General features: G+C 67.6%; 22 protein-coding genes. 8 read left to right on the plus strand and 14 right to left on the minus strand.

Annotated elements, in window-relative coordinates; translation table 11 throughout:
* Nucleotides 1–47 precede the first annotated feature (47 nt).
* Nucleotides 48–617, minus strand: coding sequence for a pyridoxamine 5'-phosphate oxidase family protein (locus ACT009_RS17530; protein ID WP_445192331.1), 570 nt, complete (start codon nt 615–617; stop codon nt 48–50).
* An 87-nt stretch (nt 618–704) separates the two neighbouring features.
* Here ACT009_RS17530 and ACT009_RS17535 point away from each other — a divergent pair, with 87 nt between their 5' ends.
* Nucleotides 705–2516: a DUF885 domain-containing protein gene (locus tag ACT009_RS17535; RefSeq protein WP_445192332.1), complete on the plus strand. Its 1812-nt coding sequence runs from the start codon at nt 705–707 to the stop codon at nt 2514–2516.
* Here the strand turns inward: ACT009_RS17535 and ACT009_RS17540 are convergent.
* The 3 genes from ACT009_RS17540 to ACT009_RS17550 form a co-directional block, all read right to left on the minus strand.
* On the minus strand, nt 2513–3103 hold the full coding sequence (locus ACT009_RS17540) for an NADPH-dependent FMN reductase (RefSeq protein ID WP_445192333.1): 591 nt from the start codon (nt 3101–3103) through the stop codon (nt 2513–2515). The genes ACT009_RS17535 and ACT009_RS17540 overlap by 4 nt on opposite strands.
* Nucleotides 3104–3146: 43 nt before the next feature.
* Nucleotides 3147–5039, minus strand: a complete 1893-nt coding sequence (locus ACT009_RS17545; RefSeq protein ID WP_445192334.1) for a glycoside hydrolase family 2 protein — start codon at nt 5037–5039, stop codon at nt 3147–3149.
* A gap of 64 nt (nt 5040–5103) precedes the next feature.
* On the minus strand, nt 5104–6390 hold the full coding sequence (locus tag ACT009_RS17550; protein WP_445192335.1) for a glycoside hydrolase family 130 protein: 1287 nt from the start codon (nt 6388–6390) through the stop codon (nt 5104–5106).
* Nucleotides 6391–6633: 243 nt separating this feature from the next.
* On the opposite strand from ACT009_RS17550, the gene ACT009_RS17555 reads away from it, so the two are divergent.
* Nucleotides 6634–7149 carry a phosphatase PAP2 family protein gene (locus tag ACT009_RS17555; RefSeq protein WP_445192336.1) on the plus strand — a complete coding sequence of 172 codons (516 nt, stop codon included), beginning with the start codon at nt 6634–6636 and terminating at the stop codon, nt 7147–7149.
* Here ACT009_RS17555 and ACT009_RS17560 read toward each other — a convergent pair.
* Together ACT009_RS17560 and ACT009_RS17565 are read right to left on the minus strand one after the other, a co-directional pair.
* Nucleotides 7146–7337, minus strand: coding sequence for a hypothetical protein (locus tag ACT009_RS17560; RefSeq protein ID WP_445192337.1), 192 nt, complete (start codon nt 7335–7337; stop codon nt 7146–7148). The genes ACT009_RS17555 and ACT009_RS17560 overlap by 4 nt on opposite strands.
* Before the next feature lie 193 nt (nt 7338–7530).
* A complete protein-coding gene (locus tag ACT009_RS17565) occupies nt 7531–7677 on the minus strand; it encodes a hypothetical protein (RefSeq protein ID WP_445192338.1) in 147 nt (48 codons plus the stop codon).
* Nucleotides 7678–7801: 124 nt separating this feature from the next.
* On the opposite strand from ACT009_RS17565, the gene ACT009_RS17570 reads away from it, so the two are divergent.
* Nucleotides 7802–8119, plus strand: a complete 318-nt coding sequence (locus ACT009_RS17570) for a hypothetical protein (protein WP_445192339.1) — start codon at nt 7802–7804, stop codon at nt 8117–8119.
* On the opposite strand, the gene ACT009_RS17575 is transcribed toward ACT009_RS17570, so the two are convergent.
* Both ACT009_RS17575 and ACT009_RS17580 read right to left on the minus strand, forming a co-directional pair.
* The gene (locus tag ACT009_RS17575; protein ID WP_445192340.1) at nt 8116–9453 is read right to left on the minus strand and encodes a sensor histidine kinase; all 1338 of its coding nucleotides are present in this window, start codon (nt 9451–9453) and stop codon (nt 8116–8118) included. The genes ACT009_RS17570 and ACT009_RS17575 overlap by 4 nt on opposite strands.
* Nucleotides 9450–10115 (minus strand): response regulator, encoded by a 666-nt coding sequence (locus tag ACT009_RS17580; protein WP_445192341.1) that lies wholly within the window; start codon nt 10113–10115, stop codon nt 9450–9452. Before ACT009_RS17580 ends, ACT009_RS17575 begins: the two co-directional genes overlap by 4 nt.
* 124 nt (nt 10116–10239) lie before the next feature.
* On the opposite strand from ACT009_RS17580, the gene ACT009_RS17585 reads away from it, so the two are divergent.
* The gene (locus ACT009_RS17585) at nt 10240–10800 is read left to right on the plus strand and encodes a hypothetical protein (protein ID WP_445192342.1); all 561 of its coding nucleotides are present in this window, start codon (nt 10240–10242) and stop codon (nt 10798–10800) included.
* Nucleotides 10801–10841: 41 nt separating this feature from the next.
* On the opposite strand, the gene ACT009_RS17590 is transcribed toward ACT009_RS17585, so the two are convergent.
* From ACT009_RS17590 to ACT009_RS17605, 4 genes are read right to left on the minus strand one after another with little or no spacing between them, the layout of a single operon-like run.
* Complete coding sequence (locus ACT009_RS17590) at nt 10842–11339, minus strand: DUF427 domain-containing protein (RefSeq protein WP_445192343.1); 498 nt, start codon at nt 11337–11339, stop codon at nt 10842–10844.
* Entirely contained in the window at nt 11336–11698 is a 363-nt protein-coding gene (locus ACT009_RS17595; RefSeq protein ID WP_445192344.1) for a thiol-disulfide oxidoreductase DCC family protein, read from the minus strand. Before ACT009_RS17595 ends, ACT009_RS17590 begins: the two co-directional genes overlap by 4 nt.
* A complete protein-coding gene (locus ACT009_RS17600) occupies nt 11695–12219 on the minus strand; it encodes a TspO/MBR family protein (RefSeq protein ID WP_445192345.1) in 525 nt (174 codons plus the stop codon). Before ACT009_RS17600 ends, ACT009_RS17595 begins: the two co-directional genes overlap by 4 nt.
* Complete coding sequence (locus tag ACT009_RS17605; protein WP_445192346.1) at nt 12216–12461, minus strand: glutaredoxin domain-containing protein; 246 nt, start codon at nt 12459–12461, stop codon at nt 12216–12218. Before ACT009_RS17605 ends, ACT009_RS17600 begins: the two co-directional genes overlap by 4 nt.
* A gap of 162 nt (nt 12462–12623) precedes the next feature.
* Between ACT009_RS17605 and ACT009_RS17610 the strand changes: the two genes are divergently transcribed.
* From ACT009_RS17610 to ACT009_RS17625, 4 genes are all read left to right on the plus strand, one after another.
* Complete coding sequence (locus ACT009_RS17610; protein ID WP_445192347.1) at nt 12624–13478, plus strand: ATP-grasp fold amidoligase family protein; 855 nt, start codon at nt 12624–12626, stop codon at nt 13476–13478.
* Between the two features lie 109 nt (nt 13479–13587).
* Nucleotides 13588–16023, plus strand: a complete 2436-nt coding sequence (locus tag ACT009_RS17615) for a TonB-dependent receptor (protein ID WP_445192348.1) — start codon at nt 13588–13590, stop codon at nt 16021–16023.
* 49 nt (nt 16024–16072) lie between these two features.
* Nucleotides 16073–16801 (plus strand): hypothetical protein, encoded by a 729-nt coding sequence (locus ACT009_RS17620; protein ID WP_445192349.1) that lies wholly within the window; start codon nt 16073–16075, stop codon nt 16799–16801.
* A gap of 70 nt (nt 16802–16871) precedes the next feature.
* Entirely contained in the window at nt 16872–19004 is a 2133-nt protein-coding gene (locus tag ACT009_RS17625) for a M3 family metallopeptidase (protein ID WP_445192350.1), read from the plus strand.
* Between the two features lie 10 nt (nt 19005–19014).
* On the opposite strand, the gene ACT009_RS17630 is transcribed toward ACT009_RS17625, so the two are convergent.
* Both ACT009_RS17630 and ACT009_RS17635 read right to left on the minus strand, forming a co-directional pair.
* Complete coding sequence (locus ACT009_RS17630) at nt 19015–19182, minus strand: hypothetical protein (protein WP_445192351.1); 168 nt, start codon at nt 19180–19182, stop codon at nt 19015–19017.
* A 127-nt stretch (nt 19183–19309) separates the two neighbouring features.
* The gene (locus ACT009_RS17635; protein WP_445192352.1) at nt 19310–19513 is read right to left on the minus strand and encodes a hypothetical protein; all 204 of its coding nucleotides are present in this window, start codon (nt 19511–19513) and stop codon (nt 19310–19312) included.
* Nucleotide 19514 lies beyond the last annotated feature (1 nt).

Raw genomic sequence — 19514 nt, forward strand, 5'->3', positions numbered from 1 at the left:
GCGCCGCTCCTGAACCGCGGCTTAGCGGCCAGGAGCGGTGGTCGGCCTTACAGGGTCACTTCGGCGATGTTGTCGCGGTAATCCTTTTTCGGGTCGACCCCGAGCAGCGCCTTCACCCCGGCGACCAGGCTCGATCCGTCCAACCAGATCTCCGCCTTCTCGGTTTCGAGCCGCAGCAGCGCCAGCTTGGGATCGTCCTTGCCGCCCTCGTACCAGGCCGCGACATAGGGGTTCCAGAGGCGGTCGATCGTCGCGCGATCATTGTGCACCGACAGCGATCCGTGGATCGTCGCCCAGACGTCATGCCCCTTTGATACGAAGGTCGCGATCGCGCGGTCGTTCTGCGCGAGCAGGTCGATCAGGGCGTTGTCCTTTGACGCGAAAACGTAGAGCGGCCCGTGGTTCTCGTCGCCGTCGACCAGCGCGGTCATCGGCCGGGCGTGGCCGTCCTCGACCCCGTCGAGCCCGAGCATGATCGTGCGGTCCGATCGCAACGCCTTCCAGAACTTGGCTTCGATTTCCTGGTCGCTCGGCATGATCGTCTCCTGTCCTGATTGTCGCGGGTTGAACGGCCGGTGGCGGCTGCTGTTCCGACCGCGATCGGCCAGGCCGATCATATGCAGGCATATCGTGCCCCAGGCTTGCGAAGCTGCGTCGACCCGGCCAAGCGTTGTCGCAAATCGTCGCAAGCAAGGATCAAGCGCATGGATCGTCGGCTCTTTCTCATGTCCGGCGCCGCTGCGGCCGGGCTGACCCTGACCGGCGAGCGGGCCGGGTTCGCGCAGGCGGCGAAGGCCGCCCCCGGCGATGCCCGTCTCACCGCGGCGTTCGACCGGGTGCTCGAAGCCGACATCCGCGCCGAGCCCGAAACTGCGACCTCGCTGGGGCTGGACACCGGCAAGAACGCCGATCTACGCCACCTGCTCGACGATAACGGCGAAGGCGCGATCGCGGCCGATCTGGCGCACCACCGCGCTGCACGCGCCACGATCGCCCGGGTCGACCCCGCGACGCTCTCCGCCCAGGCACGGATCGATCGCGAGGTCGTGCTCTACAATATCGATTCGAAGATGGTCGGGCCGTCGCGCTTCGGCGTCAGTTCGCCACAGGGGCCGTATCTGATCACCCAGCAGGACGGCATCTATTTTTCGCTGCCCGACTTCCTCGACTCGACCCACCCGGTGAAGACCGCTGCAGATGCCGAGGCGTATCTCGATCGGCTGTCGCTGATGGGCCGGCAGCTCGACAACGAGACCGCGGGCCAGCGCCGCGCCGCCGCCAAGGGGCAGGTCGCCCCCGATTTCTCGCTCGATCTCGCGCTCGGCCAATTGGCCAAGCTGCGCGCCCCCGCGGCGGCGGAGAGCCAGCTCGTCGAGTCGCTCACCCGTCGCGCTACCGCGGCGGGGATCGCCGGCGACTGGGGCACGCGCGCCGCGCGCATCGTCGAGACCCAGGTCTATCCCGCGCTCGATCGCCAGATCGCCTATGTGAAGACGCTGCGTCCGGCCGCGCGCGCCGCGGCGGGCGTCTGGGCGATCCCCGAGGGCGAGGCGATCTACGCCGCCGCGCTCGCTCAGGCGACCACGACGACTCTGTCGCCAGACGAGGTCCACCGGATGGGCCTGCAACAGGTGGCGGAGCTCTCCGCGCAGCTCGATCCGATCCTGCGCGGTCAGGGGCTGACCCAGGGCAGCGTCGGCGCGCGATTGAACCAGCTCAACCGCCAGCCGGCACAGCTGTTCGCCGACACCGATGCCGGGCGCGCGGCGCTGATCGCCAGCCTCAACGCCGGCGTCCGATCGATGCAGGCGAAGCTGCCCCAGGCCTTCACCAATCCGCCCAACGCACCGCTAGAGATTCGTCGCGTCGCACCCGATATCCAGGACGGCGCCCCCAATGGCTATTACTTCCGCGCGCCGCTCGATGGGTCGCGCGCGGCGATCTACTGGATCAACCTGAAGAGCGTGAACGACTGGCCCAAATACACGCTGCCGAGCCTGACCTATCACGAAGGCGTGCCCGGGCATCACCTCCAGATCTCCACCGCGCAGCGCGCCCCGACCCATACGCTGCGCAAGATTGCGTTCTTCAACGCGTATCTGGAGGGCTGGGCGCTCTATGCCGAACAGCTCGCCGACGAACTCGGCGGCTATGCCTCGCCGGTCGAGCGCGCGGGCTATCTCCAGTCCTTCCTGTTCCGCGCCGCGCGGCTGGTGGTCGACACCGGCATCCACACCAAGCGCTGGACCCACGATCAGGCGACCCGCTACATGGTCGACACCGTGGGCTTCGCGCAGGGCCGGTCGCAGCGCGAGATCGAGCGCTACTGCGTCTCGCCGGGCCAGGCCTGCAGCTACAAGATCGGCCACGCCGCCTGGCTCCGCGCGCGCGACAACGCACGCCGCATCGCCGGCGCACGGTTCGACCTCAAGCAGTTCCACGACGTGCTCGAATCGGGCGCGATGCCGCTCTCGATGCTGGAGCGCATCGTCGAGGAACGCGCTCGAGCGGTTTAGTAGGGCACGGGCCGCCGCTCGCGCTGGGCGCGCGCGGCTTCGGTCCACCAGGCCAGGTCGTCGGCGAAGCGCGGAAAGCTCTTGTCGAGCGCGGCGCCGCCGTCGCCGACCGGTTGCGCATCCTCGTCGAGCGCGTGGCCGATGCCACCGACCAGGATCGTGCTGGAGATCACGACCATCCCCATTTCCGACAGGATGCCGTGCCAGGCGAGCCCGGACCGCGCGCCGCCGACCCGCCCCGCCGAATAGCTCGCGATCGCCGCGGGTCGCCAGAACCATTCCTCGAGGAAATGATCGGTCAGGTTCTTCAGGCCGGGCTGGACGCTCCAATTATATTCGCCCGCGACGAAGACGAAGGCGTGTGCGCCGCGGATCTTGTCCGCGAGTTCCTCCAGCACAGGCGGGGCCTCGCCAGCGGGATACTCCTTGTACATGCGATCGAGTATCGGCAGGTCGAGCGCCTTGGCGTCGATCAGCTCGACCTCGGCGCCGCGTTCGGCCAACGCGCGAACGATGTAGCGCGCCAGCCGGATGCCCTGCCGATCGCGTCGGTACGATCCGTAGAAGACGAGGATGCGATCGGCCATCGGGCAAGCTCCTTGAGGCGGGGCACCGGACCCACGCGACCGATCACCGATCGCGTGTTTCCCGGGCGCCGTAATAGTCCGCGAGCACGCCGAACGCCTGTTTCCGCTGTCCGGTTTCCGACACCAGCCCCTTGCGGTTCCACCCCTGCTGGAATTCGTTCTGTCGGCGTGGCGAGCGGAAATCCTTCAGCAGCCAGGGCGACATGCCGCGCAGCGTCGGAATGGCGTCGGCCATCTTCAGCGTCTGGCGGAAATATTCGGCCTGATATTCCTCGGAAAATTTCTGCGGCGACGCGCGGTCGTCGTGGAATCCCGCCTTCGCACCGGCGCCGAACTCGGACAGGATCAGCGGCTTGTCGTCGGGCACCCGCCAGCGGATCGCGGCGACGTCCGCCAGCCGATCGTTGCCGTACCAGCCATTATAGGTGTTGATCCCCATCACATCGAGCCGGGCGGCGAGCGGGTCGTTCATCGTCATCACCGGGTGGCCTTGCTCGGTGGTCCGCTCGGTCAGCAATGCGGCGCCGACCAGCCGGGTGTCGTCGAGAGCGCGGACGTCGTTCGCGAGGGTGGTCAGGAACAGGTTGCGCGCGTCGGTGATCGGGGTCTCGTTGGCGATGCTCCAGATCGCGATGGAGGCGCGGTTGCGGTCACGCAGGATGTTCTCGGCGATCATTCGGCGTGCAGTCGCGAGCGTCGTGGGGTTGTCCCACGCCACCCGCCAATAGACCGGTACCTCGCTCCACACGATCAGCCCCAGTTCGTCCGCCAGCCGCGTCGTCACCTCGCCATGCGGATAGTGTGCGAGCCGAACGAAGTTCGCGTGCAGCCCCTGCTTGGCTTCCGTCAGCAACGCGCGGGCGGCGGGCGGCGTCATCGCGCGGGCAGGTGCGACGCCGAACTCCTCTTCGTGGATGCTGATCCCGCGAAGGAAGATCGGACGGCCGTTGAGCAGGATCTGGTTGCCGCGCCGCGCGATGGTGCGAAAGCCGATGCGATCGCGCCAGCGGTCCTGCCCTGCGGCGATCGTCACGTCGTAGAGGCGCGGCGAATCGGGCGACCATCGCGCCATTCCCGCCGGTGCCGTGACGCTCGCGCGCCAATGGCCGGTGGCGTCGGTGCGGCCGGCAAGGGTCAGCTTCAGCGCGGGGATCGCGAAGGTGATCGCCTGCCCGCCCGCCGACTTGCCGTCGAGCTGCGCATCGATCGCGATCGTGCCGTCGGCATTCAGCCTGATCCACGCATCGTCGACATAGGTAATGGGGGTCTCGATCAGCGTGATGTCGCGGGTAATGCCGCCGTAATTCTCCCAGTCGGTGACGGGCGGCGGCACGCTGGCATCGGTGACGACCGAATCCACGCCGACGGTGACCTGGTTGGTGCCGCCACGCAGCTTGCCTGTGACCTCGAACGCGAATGGCGTGAACCCGCCTTCGTGGGTGCCGAGCAGCTGGCCGTTGAGATAGACCTTGGCGAGGTAATTGGCCGCGCCGAACCGCAGGAAGGCGCGTTTGCCCGGTGTCGCGACCTTCACGAAATCGCGCCGATACCAGACCAGCCCCTGATAATGGCGCATCTCGGGGGCGTGCATCAGCCATGCCGATGGCAGGGTCGTGACCGGCGCCGCCGCCATGTCGTATTCGAACAGCGCGCCATTGCCCTTGCGCATCTCTGCCGAGACGTCGACGTCGGACCACCGGCGCTCGCTCGGATTGGGCGCATCGCCGTGGAAGCCGGCATTGCCCGATCGGAACGGATCGATGGAATAATGCCACGGCCCGTCGAGACTGGTCGCCTCGCGCAGGTCCGCGGCCACCAGCAGCGGCCCGGCCGGCCGCGACGCGACCGGCGCAGCGACATCCTGCGGCACCGCCGCGGTGGCGATCAACGACGCACCGAGCGCGCAGGCGATCGTCGAAGCCCAGCTAATCCGCATACGATCGGTCCTCCTGCTATCCGGTGCAGTGTCGCGCGCTGGCACCGATCCGGCAAGCGCGAACCTACGCCATGCAGCCGAGCAGATTATCCACCGACAGCGTGCCTAATGCCGAGAAGCTGTCGGCGACCGCATAGGGCAGCAGCATCGTCCGCCCCTCGACCAGCGCGCCGCAGCTATAGACCACGTTGGGGACATAGCCGTCGCGCTCGTGCGGGCTCGGCGCCAGCACCGGGCGGGGGGTGCGCGCCAGCAGCTTCGACGGGTCCCGCTTGTCGAGCAGGCAGGCGCCGATGCAATAGTTGCGCACCGTGCCCACGCCGTGGGTCAGCACCAGCCAGCCCTCATCGATCTCGATCGGCGACCCGCAATTGCCCATCTGCACGAACTCCCACGGGAAATGCGGCTCGATCAGCTTGGCGCCGCCGTCCCAATGGAGCAGCTCGTCGGACGTGTTGAGCCAGATGTTCTTGTTGTCCTGCCGCCCGAGCGTGACGTACCGGCCGTCGATCCGCCGCGGGAAGATCGCCATGCCCTTGGCACTCGCAACGTCGCCGCGCAGCGCGCGCATCTGGAACGACTTGAAGTCGGTGGTGGTCAGCAGTTCCGACCGCGCCTCCGCGCCGCTGAACGCGGTGTAGGTGCCGTGATAGGCGACGCTGCCGTCGTCGTCGACGAAGCGGACGAGGCGCATGTCCTCGATCCCCTGACGCTGGCTCGGCAGGATCGGGAACAGCACCGTCTCCGAAATGCTGCGTGATCCGCCGCAATCGAGCCGCACGGCATCGTCGGTGCCGCCGCCCTTGGCGATCACCGGCGGGACCGAGGTAGTGCCCGGATCGTCGATCGTGAGGTCGCCGCCGGGCGCCCACACGCCCGTCCGGAACGTCACCGAAGACACATGGCCTTCGCCGACGCCGCGCAGCGCCAGCACGAAGCGCACCGCGCCTTCCGCCACGCCGCTCTGGTCGGGATGCGGCACCGCGCTCGGGTTGAACAGGGCCGCGGCCTCGTACGCATATTCCTGGCTGAAATAGGCGCCGATCAGGCGTTGCTGCTCCGCCGACAGCGACAAGCCCTCAGGCACCTGGGGCGCGATCTCGTCGAAGCGGCGTTGCAGCGTCGCATCGACGTCGCGATGGTTCTCGTCGAGCGATGCGGTAACGCCGGTCAATTGGCGCTGCAATTCGTCCTCGTCGAGCCCCAAGATCATCTCGATCGTCTCCGACGTGCGCGTGCGGCCATGGTCGAACCCGCGCGGATAGCCTGGTTCGAAGGGACGTACGACGGTGCGGGAGGGATCGGGCTTGAGGACGACGTCATAAAAATCGACATGCGCGCGTTCGGTCATTCGTCATCCTCGGTTCGTTGCCGTGGCGGATAACGGATGGTCGTCGCGTCCGTTGCAGCGGAGCGGCAGTCCGATTACCAACCGCAGCGACGGTGGCCGATCGCGCCGACCGCTTCGTCGCGGATCGCAGCGCACGCACACCGGTTGCACGCATGCGCGACCCGAGAAATCGTGTAGACGTTCACGTCGATCGGTTCCGATGAAGAAGGATCCCGTACGTTGAAAGCATGTCCGACCGCTGCGATGTTGATGGTTCTACTTACCGCACCGGCGCCAGCGTTTGCCAGCAAGCATGGCTGGGGCAGGGCGAGCAGTGCGGGGCGCGATCTGCTGGTCGTCGCGGCGCTCGGCGTTCCCGCGGTGCAGGGCGATTGGCGCGGCGATCTCCAGGCCGCAGGCAGCATCGTGGCGGCAGGCGGCGCGACCTTCGTGCTGAAGGAGCTGGTGCACGAACGGCGCCCCGACCGCAGTGACGACCGCAGCTTTCCGTCGGGCCATACCTCCGTCTCCTTCGCCGCGGCCACGACGCTGGAAAAGCGCTATGGCTGGCAGGTCGGCTTGCCGGCGCTGGCGGTGGCGAGCTTCGTCGGGCTGGCGCGGGTCCGTGCCGACAAACACTATGTCCACGACGTCGTCGCCGGCGCGGTGATCGGCAGCGCGAGCGGGCTGTTGCTGACGAGCCGCCACGACGATCGCGTTCGCCTCACCCCCTGGTCGATGCCGGGCGGCGGCGGGGTCGACGTCGCGGTGCGCTTCTAGCGCGTCAGCGCGACCGCGGCGGAGATCACCGAGGATCCCGCGAACGGCCCCAGGAACAGCACCAGCAGCAACAACCCGACGATCCGCATCATCAGCCGCTCTTGCCGCGCGGTCAGCTTCGCCGGCTGCGGTTCCGGCGGCGGATCGCCGTCTGGTGCCGGAGGCCACAGCGTGGAATCGAAGAACATAGCTGCGTTCTATCATAGCGACTGTCCCGGGTCCGGTGAAATCGGACAAGAACAACCCACCATGAACGATGATGGCACTTACCGTTAAGGCTTCAGGGCTTAGCGGGGCGGGGCGGTCCGACTGCAACCGGATCGTCCTAGTACTGGCGCCCGCCGCGCGTAGCGTTCTGCGGCGGGCGCCGCTTTTTCTGCCCTATTTCTTCGCGGCAGCCTTGCCGCCCTTCTTGCCGAGCTCGGCCTGCGCGGAAGAGGACTTGCGTGGGTTCTTCTCGCCATCTTTCGCCGCCTTGGCGTTCGCCTTCTGCGCCGTGGCGCTGCCGTGGCCCTTCTTCTCGGTCATGATCCTGCCTTTCGATGAGACAACGAACCAACCGCGCGATGCCCGCGGGGTTCCTGATCCTGCACACCGGAAACCTTCGCCGGACGCAGCCGTTGGCAGTCACAGGACAATGACGGAGCATATCGTGGCGAAAGCGACCTTCAAACCCAACCAGCAGATGGCGGCGGCGGCCAAGCGCGGGCTGAAGCTGCGCGAGAAGTTCGGGCGTGGCGGCACCGATGTCGGCGTGCGGCGCGCCAAGCAGCTCGTCGACGGCGACGATCTCGACGACTCCGATGTCAAATCGATGCACAGCTATTTCGCGCGTCACGCGGTCGACAAGGATGGCGCAGCGCACCAATGGGATTCGGACGACGATCCCTCCGCGGGCTTTATCGCATGGCTGCTTTGGGGCGGCGACGCCGGCAAGAAATGGGCCGACGCCCATGCGGAGAAGCTCTAGCCGGCACCGCCCGGCAGGAGCAGCGTCGCTGCGAGCCCGCCCAGCTTGCTCGACTCCGCCAGCGCCAGGGTGCCGCCGCTCAGCTCCGCCAGTTCGCGGGTGATCGACAGCCCGAACCCGTAACCCTCCCCGCGCTCGTCGAGCCGCCGCCCGGGGGCGAGCGCCTTTAGCCGGTCGGTCTCCGGCACGCCGGGCCCATCGTCCTCGATGCGGATCTCCACGGAGGGCCCGGCGACGGCCGTGCTCACCACGATCGTCGAGCGTGCATGGCGCCACGCATTGTCGAGCAGATTGCCGATCATCTCGTCCAGATCCTGCGCATCGACCGTCACGATCGCGTTTGGCGGAATCGCGACGGTCACCCCGAGCGCCGCCTCTGCATGGATCCGCTGCATTACCGCCACCAGATCGCCGACCGCCGCCGCGACCGGCGTGCGCATCCGAGTCGATCCACCGGGTGCCGCGGCGCGGGCGCGACCCAGATGGTGCCGGATTCGCCGATCGATCTCGGCAACCATCACGCCCAGGCTACCGTCCGGATCGCTCTCGCCCTCCGCCAACCGCAGTCCGAGCGCCGCCAATGGCGTCTTCAACCCGTGCGCCAGATTGGCCACATGCCCGCGCGCATGCGCCAGCCCCGCCTCGTTCTGGTCGATCAACGCGTTCAGCTCGCGCGCGAGCGGCGCGAGTTCTGATGGCTGATCGACAGGGATATGACGCGCGCGCCCCTCGCGCACATCGGCCAGCGACGTCCGCATCGCGCGCAGCGGGCGGAGACCGACGCGCAATTGCAAGCCCGTCGCCAGCGCCAGGGCGATGCCGAGCACCGCAAGCGAGCCGAGCAGCGGCGTCATCGCCTCGCGCAGCGGCGCCAGCGCAACGCGGCGCGGGCCGCTGGCGACGATCAGCGCCGGGCCGGCGTCGGTGTTCACCGTGATTTCGCGCAGGTGGAGCGGTTCGCCCGAGGCGGCGGCGCCCTCGCGCGGCTTTGGATGCGGGCCGCGGTGATGCCGGTCGGGCGCGGACTCGCGCAGCGTGATCGGGTCGCCCCCGGTCCACGAGCCCGCCACGCTCTGCACGCGCCAGCCCCAGCCGGCTTCACCGTCTGCAAAGGCCGGCAGCTCGACGACCCGCGCGGGGTCCAGCGTGGCATCGGGACGCAGCGCCCGTGCCAGCATCGACAGTTCGGCATCGAGCTGCTGGTCGAGCCCGCGGATCACGAAGCGCTCCAGCACCTGCCCGATGCCGACCGCCGCGAACAGCAGCGCGGCGAGCGTGGTCAGCGTCGACAGCGCCAGCAGCCGCCCGAACAACGAGCGTGGAACGATGGTCACGGCTCGCCGGCGGTGACGCGGTAGCCCCGCCCGCGTGCGGTCTCGATCATCGTCGCGCCGATCTTCTTGCGCAGCCGGCCGATGATCACCTCGACCGAATTGGAATCGACGTCGGCATCGCCTTCGTACACCCGCTCGATCAGCTCGCCGCGATCGATCACGATCTCGGCCCGCAGCATCAGCGCGGACAGCACCCGCCATTCGAGCGCGGTCAGCTTCAGCGGCAGGCCGTCGAGCTCGAAGGTGCCGAGCTGCGCATCGAACGCCAGCCGACCGCAGGTGACGACCGCTCCGGCATGGCCCGCCGCGCGCCGCACCAGCGCACGCAGCCGCATGATCAGCTCCTCGACCCGGAATGACTTGGTCAGGTAATCGTCCGCGCCAGCCTTGAAGCCGGCGACCTTTTCCGACCAGCCGTCGCGTGCGGTGAGGATCAGCACCGGCAGCCGCACGCTCGCCGCCCGCCATTCGCGCAGCACGGTGACCCCGTCCTTCTTCGGCAGGCCGAGATCGAGCACCGCGACGTCGTAGTGCTCGGTCGCGCCGAGATGCGCGCCGTCCTCACCGTTCACCGCGACGTCGACCGCGAAGCGTTCGGCGCGCAGCGCGCGTGCGATGCCGTCGGCGAGCGTCGCATCGTCCTCGACCAGCAAAATTCGCAACCCGTCGTCCCTTCGCCATCGACCCTATCCCGCGACCCCCAATGCAAGCTGAACGGCGACGTTCAGCGAGGCGGTGGCGCGGCGGCGTAGAACGCACCGTATCGACACCAAGAGGAGATCATCGATGACCGATAGCATCAACCACAACGAACCAACCCGCCGTTCCTTCCGGCTCGGCGGCAGCGGCAAGCTCGCCCTCGTCGGCGCCGGGTTGCTCGCGCTCGGCGGCGCGGCGGGCGCGGTGATGATGGCCGAGACCCGTCCATCGGTGACCATGGCGCCGGTGCAGCCGATCGCGATCCGGGCGCTGGCGTCGGACGAGATCGTCACCATCCGCGGCCGCGTCGCCGAGATCTACGGCGACAAGTTCGTCATGGCAGACGGCAGCGGCCGAGCGCTGGTCGAGACCGGCCGCGAGGGCGCGGACGGCAAGCTCGTCACCATCGGCGAGCCGGTGACCGTTCAGGGTCGCTTCGATCGCGGCGTCGTCCACGCGGCGTTCCTGGTCGCGCCGGGCAACAAGATCACCGCGCTCGGGCCGATCGGCGGACCGCACCACGGGCCGCATGGTCCAGGCCCGCGCGGCGACGATCGCGGGCCCGACCGCTATGGGCCGGCACCGATGCCCGCACCCCGTGACGCCGCCGCCCCGGCGCCGGTGGCGCCGCCCGCCGCAGCGCAGTGATCGATAGGGGCAGGGCGGGCCAGCGGCTCGCCTTGCCCCGATTACCAGTAGCGGCTGCCGGGGATGCCCTTGAACGGACCCGCAAGGTCGGTGGTGATCCAGCCGCCGTAGAAGCCGCCGGGCTGCGGCGTCACCCGTTCGCCGTCGACCAGACACGCGTCGAACGGCGCGGCGTAGAACGCGATATGATCGCGCAGGCTCAAGAACGTGGCGCTCGGTGCCGGATAGCTCCACGCTACGTCGCGGAACACGTCGCCCGCAATCTCGACGTCGTAATAAATTGCGTGACCCTTCCACTCGCAGAACGACGCGCGATCGGATCGTCGCAACGCGGACATCAGGATGTCGGACTGCGGAAGATAGTAGCTGGGCGGATGGCTGGTCTCGAGCGTGCGCACCGCGTTGCGGGTATCGGCCAGCACGATGCCGTGGTGTTCGATCGTGATGCGGCGGCGGCTCGGCGCCGCGATCGCCGGGCGTGGAAAATCCCACACGCTTTCCTGTCCCGGCGCGACCGGATCGGGCGCCACCGGCCTCATGCCGTTCGCTCCAGCTTGCGCGCGACCGCCTGGAGCGACGGCCGGAGGCGCAGGAACACGCGATAGGCGCGCTCGAGCCCCGCCAGCACCAGCGGACTGCGTGCGGCGAGCCCCAGTGGGCGCAGCACCGGAATGGCGCGCCACATCGCCGCGAACGCCGCCGCACCTGACAGCATCCGGCCGTCCTCACGCGCATGGAACCGCGCCAGCAACGCGTCGCGATCGGCGGGGCAGGCCGAGCCCGGCTCGCTCGCATCGACGAAGTTGATCGCACCCGCACGGTCGAGCCGCCGCATCAGCGCGATCTCACGCCGACAGAGCGGACACGCGCCATCATGCCAGACCGTGAGTTCGGTCATGCGCCGCGATCGTCGGGGGCAGGGTTGCGCGCCCAGATCTGCTCGGCCAGCAGCGTCGCGAAGCCGAGCCAGGCGACGAACGGCACCGCCGTCGCGGCCGCGGTACGATCGACCCGCGCGGCGGCGGCGACATAGCCCGCGCCGCTCGCGATCATCGCGCCCGACGCCACCGCGCTCGGCCCGAGCACGCGCTTGCGGAAGAACAATTCGGTCCAGCCGCCGATCATCGCGGTGTTGAGTAGCCACAGCCCGACCGCGACGTTGCGCGACCGATCGGCGGGCTGGCGCAGCAGCCGGTAGCCGCCCACCGCCAGCCCCGTCTCCAGCACCGGCCACACCGCGCCGAACACCGCGTCGGGCGGCGTATAGTTCGGCTTGTCGAGCTTCTTGTACCAGCGGCGGATGCCCGGATGCGACGGATCGGGCGCGTTCCGCCGTCCGAGCAACGCACTCGCGCCGAGCACGCCCGCCACCGCCGCGAGCGCCCAGCCGCGCGACAGCCCCTTCGCCGGCGCGCTCATGCCGCCAGATAGCGTTCGAGGTCGTCGCTGCCGCCGATCCGTTCGCCGTCGATGAATACCTGCGGAGTCGTCGCGACGCCCTCCTTCTCCTCGAACGCGTCGACTTCCTCGCGCGACGTCAGCACGCGATCGTCGACGGCATAGCCCGCGCGTTCGAGCATCTCCTTGGCGCGGACGCCGAACGGGCAGACGTGATCCGGCAGGACCATCCGGTACAGAGTGGCGTTGTTGGCGTCGGGCATGATCACGATCCTCGCGCCGGAGCGGCCCGGCGGGGCTATAGCGCAGCAGCGACAGGAGCGTTCCTTGCCCGTCCGCCCCCGGAAGATGTTGCGATCGATCCGCAGGTGGAACAATCGTCGTGGCCAGTGGCTTGGTCGAGCATGTATGCGTTACGGTCGACGATGATGCCCGCGCCGGGTGCGCTGCTCCGAATCCATCTCGCTTATCGATGGCGACACGGGCGCTGGCCTGACCTGCGCGACCCGCATCTGTTCACCGAGCTGGTCCAACTACGCAAGCTCTACGACCGCGACGTGCGGATGCCGATCATGGCGGACAAGATCGCGATCAAGGCGATCGTCGCGGACCGGCTGGGAACTGACTGGGTAGTGCCGACGCTGTGGTCCGGGATGGATCTGCCGCACGAACCGGCCTTGCAAGGCCCGGTGGTCGTCAAGTCGCGGCACGGGTGCAACCAGAACATCTTCGTTCCCGACGCTGCTCCGGACTGGCGATCGATACGCGATGTTGCGGCGGCATGGCTGCGCCGGCCCTATGGGCGGTGGCTCGACGAATGGCTCTACACGCAGATCCCGCGCGGCCTGCTGATCGAGCCATTCGTCGGCGAAGGAGGCACGCTGCCGGTCGACTATAAATTCTACGTCTTCGATGGTGAGGTCACCCATGTGCAAGTGCACCTCGACCGCGGTGCGCATCATCGCTGGATCGTTCACGACATCGATTTTCGGCCGGTGTCGGGCGGCGCGGCGGTCGTGCCGAAACCTTCGGCGCTGCCCGCGATGATCGACGCAGCACGCGAGATGGCGCGCGGCTTCGGGTTCGCTCGGGTGGATTTCTACCAGCCTGCGGAACGGCCCCTGTTCGGGGAGATATGCTTCTATCCCGGATCCGGCCTCGACCGGTTCGATCCGCCCGAACTCGACGCGACGATGGGTCGATCATGGCTGCGCGCCGGCGCGATCGGCGCACCGGACAGAACGGCGCCGTTGAACGGGCACCTAGAACTGGAAGCTTGATGACGATGTCTTCTAACTGACACGCCGCTGTCACCGGCGAGTAGCATCGCCTGCCTAGGCGCAGCCTGGTCATGGACGCTCACCAAGGGCGCCATCCAGGGGAAATCCGATGAAGTTGCGCTCGAAACTGCTCGCGGGCCTGTCGTCCGCCGCCGCCGTCCTGTGCCTGTCGCACGCCACCGCGGCGTCCGCGCAGGCGGGGCCCTCCGACGTCGTCGCGCCCGCGCCCGATCGCGCCGCGCCGATCGCTGCCGAGGAAGGCGACGAGAACCAGAGCGACATCGTCGTCACCGGCACCACGACACGATCGGTCACCCAGGTGACCGGCATCGAGATCCAGAAGATCCTGCCCGGCGTCAGCCCGCTGAAGGCGTTGCAGACCTTGCCCGGCGTCACCTTCCTGACCGCCGACCCGTGGGGCAACAACGAACAGAATATCTCCCTGTTCATCCACGGCTTCAACGCGCAACAGCTCGGCTACACGCTCGACGGCGTGCCGCTCGGCGACCAGCAATACGGCAATTACAACGGCCTTTCGCCGCAACGTGCGATCATCTCGGAGAATGTCGGGCGCGTGACGCTGGCAAGCGGCGCGGGCGATCTCGGCACCGCATCGACCAGCAATCTCGGCGGCACGATCGACACCTTCTCCAGCGATCCGCGGACCGAGGCGGGTGGCGAGGTGCAGCAGACGCTCGGCAGCTATTCTACCTCGCGCCTGTTCGCGCGGCTCGATACCGGGACCTTCGGCAACGGTAATTCGCTCTACGTCGCTGGGCTGCGCCAGAAGGCGAAGGCATGGGACTTCGACGGCATCCAGGGCGGCTATCAGGCGAATGCGAAGTTCGTCCACGACGACAGCAACGGCAAGCTGACGCTCTACGCGGCGTTTTCCGACAAGGTCGAACCGAACGAGGACGCGACCGTCATCACCGTCGCCAACCGCGCCACCGCGCCCTATGCCCGGCCGTTCCTCTATCCCGATTTCGCGGGCGCGTTGCAGTATCTGTCGTTGGGCGCCTACAAGGCCGCGGGTTCGAACTATCGCAATTATTACAGCGATGCGCAGCGCACCGATTATCTCGGCTATGCCAAGTACGACTGGCGCGTCGACGACAAGGTGACGTGGAGCAACCAGGCCTATTATCATCATGACGACGGCGTCGGCGTGGTCGCGGGGCCGATCGACGTCGCCGGCCTGCCGCAGCTCTTCTCCTTCTACTTCCCCGGCACCGGCGGCAGCCCGACCTCGGCCGCGAACCTCGCGCGGTTGAGCCAGGTGTTCGGCGGCTCCGGCTTCGCGACCCGCACCACCGAATACCGGATCGATCGCGGCGGACTGGTGTCGAACCTCCAGCTCGATCTCGGCAACCACAAGATCGAATTCGGCGCCTGGTACGAACGGCAGAGCTCGGCCGCCTATCGCCGCTGGTATCCGCTGCCGGTCAACGATCCGTCGACGCCCTACCAGCGCCCCCGCGACAATCTGACGCCGCTGATCACGCAATATCACAGCGAGATCCGGGTCGACGAATATCAGACCCACATCCAGGACAATTGGCAGGTGCTGCCGACGCTGGCGGTGACCGCAGGGTTCAAATCGACCTTTCAGAATGCGCGGCAGCGGGTGCCGGTGCAGCCGATCCCCGGATCGTTCACCGGATCGGTGGCGCTGCCGGTCGGCGCGATCGACACCCATAAATATTTCCTGCCGCAGGTCGGTTTGCTGTGGAACGCCACCGACAGCGAGGAGATATTCGCCAATGCGCAGCAGAACATCCGCCAGTTCCAGACCAGCGCCGCCGCGGGCCTGTCACCCTTCGCGCTCGGCAGCCAGGCCGCGTTCGACCTGTTCAAGCGCGACGTGAAACCCGAAACCAGCTGGACCTACGAAGCCGGCCTGCGCACCCGCCGCAGCGTCCAGCTCGGCCCGATCACCGGGTTCGACGGGCAGATCAGCGCCTATCACGTCGATTTCAGCAACCGCCTGCTGGGCACCAGCCCGACGCCGGTGATCACCTCCATCGTCAGCGGCGCGGCGCTGCTCTCCAACGTCGGCGACGTGAAGACGGACGGCATCGACATCGCCGGCACGCTGCGTTTCGGCGAGCATTTCTCGATCTACGATGCGGTGTCGTACAACCGCTCGCGCTATCAGGACAATTACGCGACCGGCACCGCTACGGTCGCAACCGCGGGCAAGAACGTGCCCGGATCGCCCGACTGGCTCAACAAGGTCGTCGCGACCGCCAACTACGGCATTTTCGACGCCCAGCTAGTCGGCGATTACATCGGCAAGCGCTACGCGACCTACACCAACGACCTGTCGGTGCCGAGCTACTTCACCATGTCGGGGCGGATCGGTGCGAAGATTCCGCTAGACGACGGCGGCCTGCTGCGTACCGCCACCGTCAGCCTCAACGTCACCAACATCACCAACAAGCGCGCGGCGTCGACGCTCAGCATCGGTGCGGCGTCGGGGACCTTCAATCAGTTCCCGGTGGCGCCGCGGCAGGTGTTCGGCACGATCAGCGTCGGCTTCTGATCGCGATAACGGCAATGGCGGGTACAGGTCGGGGCGCTATGATGATCGCATGACGAGAGCGATCCTGACCTGTGCCGTGGTGGCGGTGACATCGATCCTGGGCGCATGCGGGCAAGCGCCCGACCGCGCGGCGGAAACCGCAACCGTCAGCCGGACGGCACCGTCGCCCGCGCCGACGACGGTCGCGGCGGCACCGAAGCCGATGCCCTCACCTACCTTGTCGCGGATATCCTGCGCGACGGACATCGGCGCCGATGCTGCGGCCAAGCGGGTCGCCATCTGCCGCAATGTGTCGCCCGCCACGCACCCGCCCTGCAACGTCGCGAACAGCTGCGCGATGATCGACGACGAGATCGCCCGCAGCTGCGCGCTGTTCGACGACAGCGGCTGCACACCGGCGCCGAAGAGCCCCGCCGCCGCCGCCGACGTCGTCCGCCGGTATTATGCGGCGATCAACGCGCGCGATTTCGCCACCGCGTGGCAGATGTGGGGCGACGACGGGCGTCCCGGGCAGAGCTACGACGCGTTCGCCGCAGGCTTCGCGCATACCAAGGCGGTCCGCGTGACGATCGGCCCGCTGGAGCCGGGCGATGCGGCGATGGGATCGATTTACCAGCCGGTGCCGGTCACCGTCGACGCGACGCTCGACGACGGTACGCGTCAGCGCTTCGCCGGCCGCTATACCGTCCGCCGGGTCAACGACGTCGACGGCGCCTCGTCCGGCCAATTGCGCTGGCATCTCGGCTCGGCCGACCTGCGCCGATCGCCGCCGGGCTGACACCGGCGTTTGCATCGGCGCGGCAAGGTCCTACCAAGGCGTCGACCATGCACTCGACTCCGGAGCCATCATGCGCACCATCTTCCTCGCCACCGCTGCCGCGGTCGGCTTCCTCCTGCCCACGGCGGGTGTGATCGCGCAGGACAAGGCAAGCACGACCGCGGCGGACGCCACCAACCCGGCGATCGCGCCATGGAAGGGCGCCTATGGCGGGGTGCCGCCCTGGGATCAGCTGAAGCCCGAACAGTTCCCGGCCGCCTTCACGCAAGCGATCGTGCTGCGTCGTGCCGAGTATGCGAAAATCACCGCGAACCCCGCCGCGCCGACCTTCGACAACACCATCGTGCCGATGCAGCGCGCGGGCCGCGACCTGCAGCGCGTCGCCACGCTGTTCGGGGTGATGACGTCGAACATGACGACCCCCGCCTACCAATCGCTCGACAAGTTATGGTCGCCCAAGCTGGCGGCGGCCAGCGACGAGATCACCTTCGACAAGCCTCTCTTCGCGCGCATCGAGGCGGTCTACAAGGATCGCACCAGGCTCGATCCCGAACAGGCGCGACTGACCGAGCGGATCTACGACAGCTATATTCGCCAAGGCGCGCGGCTCGACCCCGCGCAGAAGGCGCAGCTCGGCCAGTACAACCAGCAGCTCGCGTCGCTGTTCACCGGCTTCTCGGCGAAGGTGCTGGCGGACGAGAACAGCTTCATCACCATCACCGACGAGGCACAGCTCGCCGGGCTTTCGGACAGCCAGAAGGCATCGTCCCGCGCGGCGGCGGACAAGCGCGGGCTCGCGGGCAAATGGGTGATCGTCAACACCCGCTCCAGCGTCGATCCGTTCCTGACCTTCGCTTCGGACCGCGCGTTGCGTGAAAAGGTGTGGAAGGCGTTCAAGAATCGCGGCGACAACGGCGGCGCGAACGACACCAACGCCGAGATCGCCGCGATCATGAAGCTGCGCGCCGACCGCGCCCGGCTGCTCGGTTATCCGACGCACGCACATTGGCGGATGGCCGACACGATGGCCAAGGATCCGGCCAAGGCGATGGACCTGATGCTGAGAGTCTGGAAGCCGACCGTCGCGCGGGTACGGGAGGAGGTCGTGGACATGCAGGCGATCGCCGCCAAGGACGGCACCAAGCTGACCATCGAACCGTGGGACTACCTCTACTACGCGGAGAAGGTCCGCAAGGCGAAGTACGACCTCGATCAGAACGAGCTGAAGCCGTATTTCGAGCTGAACAACATGATTCAGGCGTCCTATTGGTCCGCCGAGCAGCTCTACGGCATCACCTTCACCGAGATCACCGGCAAGGTGCCGACCTTCAATCCCGACGTCCGCGTCTGGGAGGTGAAGGACAAAGCGACCGGCGCGTTCCGCGGCCTGTTCTACCGCGACGATTTCGCCAGCGGCGGCAAGCGTTCCGGCGCCTGGGCGAACGCCTATCGCGGCCACGAGACGTTCGACGGGACGAAGACCGTGCTCAGCTCGAACAACAACAATTTCGTGCGCGGCGCGCCCGGCGAGCCGGTGCTGATCTCGCTCGACGATGCGCAGACGCTGTTTCACGAATTCGGCCACGCATTGCATGCGCTGCTGTCGGAGGTGAAATATCCCGGGCTCGGCGGCACCCCGCGCGACTATGTCGAATATCCGAGCCAGGTGAACGAATATTGGGTGCTGACGCGGCCGGTGCTCGACCGCTTCGCCAAGCACTACAAGACCGGGCAACCGATGCCGGCCGCGCTGCTCAAGAAGGTCGAGGCAGCGGCCAAGTTCAACCAGGGCTACGCCACCGCCGAATATCTGTCGTCCGCGATCGTCGACATGAAGATGCACCTGGTGCCCGACGGTGTGATCGACCCCGACAAGTTCGAACGCGAGACTCTCGCGGAGATCGGGATGCCGCGCGAGGTGGCGATGCGGCACCGCCTGCCGCAGTTCAACCACCTGTTCTCGAGCGACGCCTATTCGGCGGGCTATTACAGCTACCTGTGGTCCGACACGATGGCCGCAGACACTGGCGCCGCGTTTACCGAAACCGGCAACCCCTATGACCCGGTCGTCGCCGCCAAGCTGCGCAAGTACATCTTGGCGCCAGGCAACTCGTCCGATCGCGCCGAAGCCTATCGGCAGTTCCGCGGCCGCGATCCGGACGTGAAGGCGCTGCTGGAGAAGCGCGGCTTCCCGACCGAATGACGCGGCTGAATCAGACGATGCTGAGGCGAGGGCGGGTCCGTTGCCGCGCCAGTTGCGCGTAATCGTCGGCTAGCTTCGTGTGGATCGCCGCGGCTCGCGGATCCGCGGCACTGGCGGCTTGCTCCCGCTCCTTCTGTTCGCGCTTGGCGAAATAGCTGCCCGTGTTCGACTCGTTCATGGTCGTTCTCCCCGGCAAGAAGCTAACGGGGCCGCGCGGGCACGCTATGATTTATGTATCGCTCCCAATGTATTCGCGTTGAGCGAGATCAGTGGCAATCACTACTCACCCACGATGCGGCGTCGCTTCAGGCGCCACGTCCGCCCAGCTTCCATTCGGCCTGCTTGCGCTGGCCGATCGCGCGCAGTCCAGTTTCGGTCAGGCGTTCGGAGAGCTCCACCGCGGCCTCGCCGGTCATTGTGAAGGCGACGCCGCTTTCGCTGTCGACCAGGACCATGCCCTCATAGGCTTCGACGTGCAGCGGCTTTTCGATCGACGGTGCGGGCATCATC

This window comes from Sphingomonas sp. Tas61C01 (genome assembly GCF_052567495.1).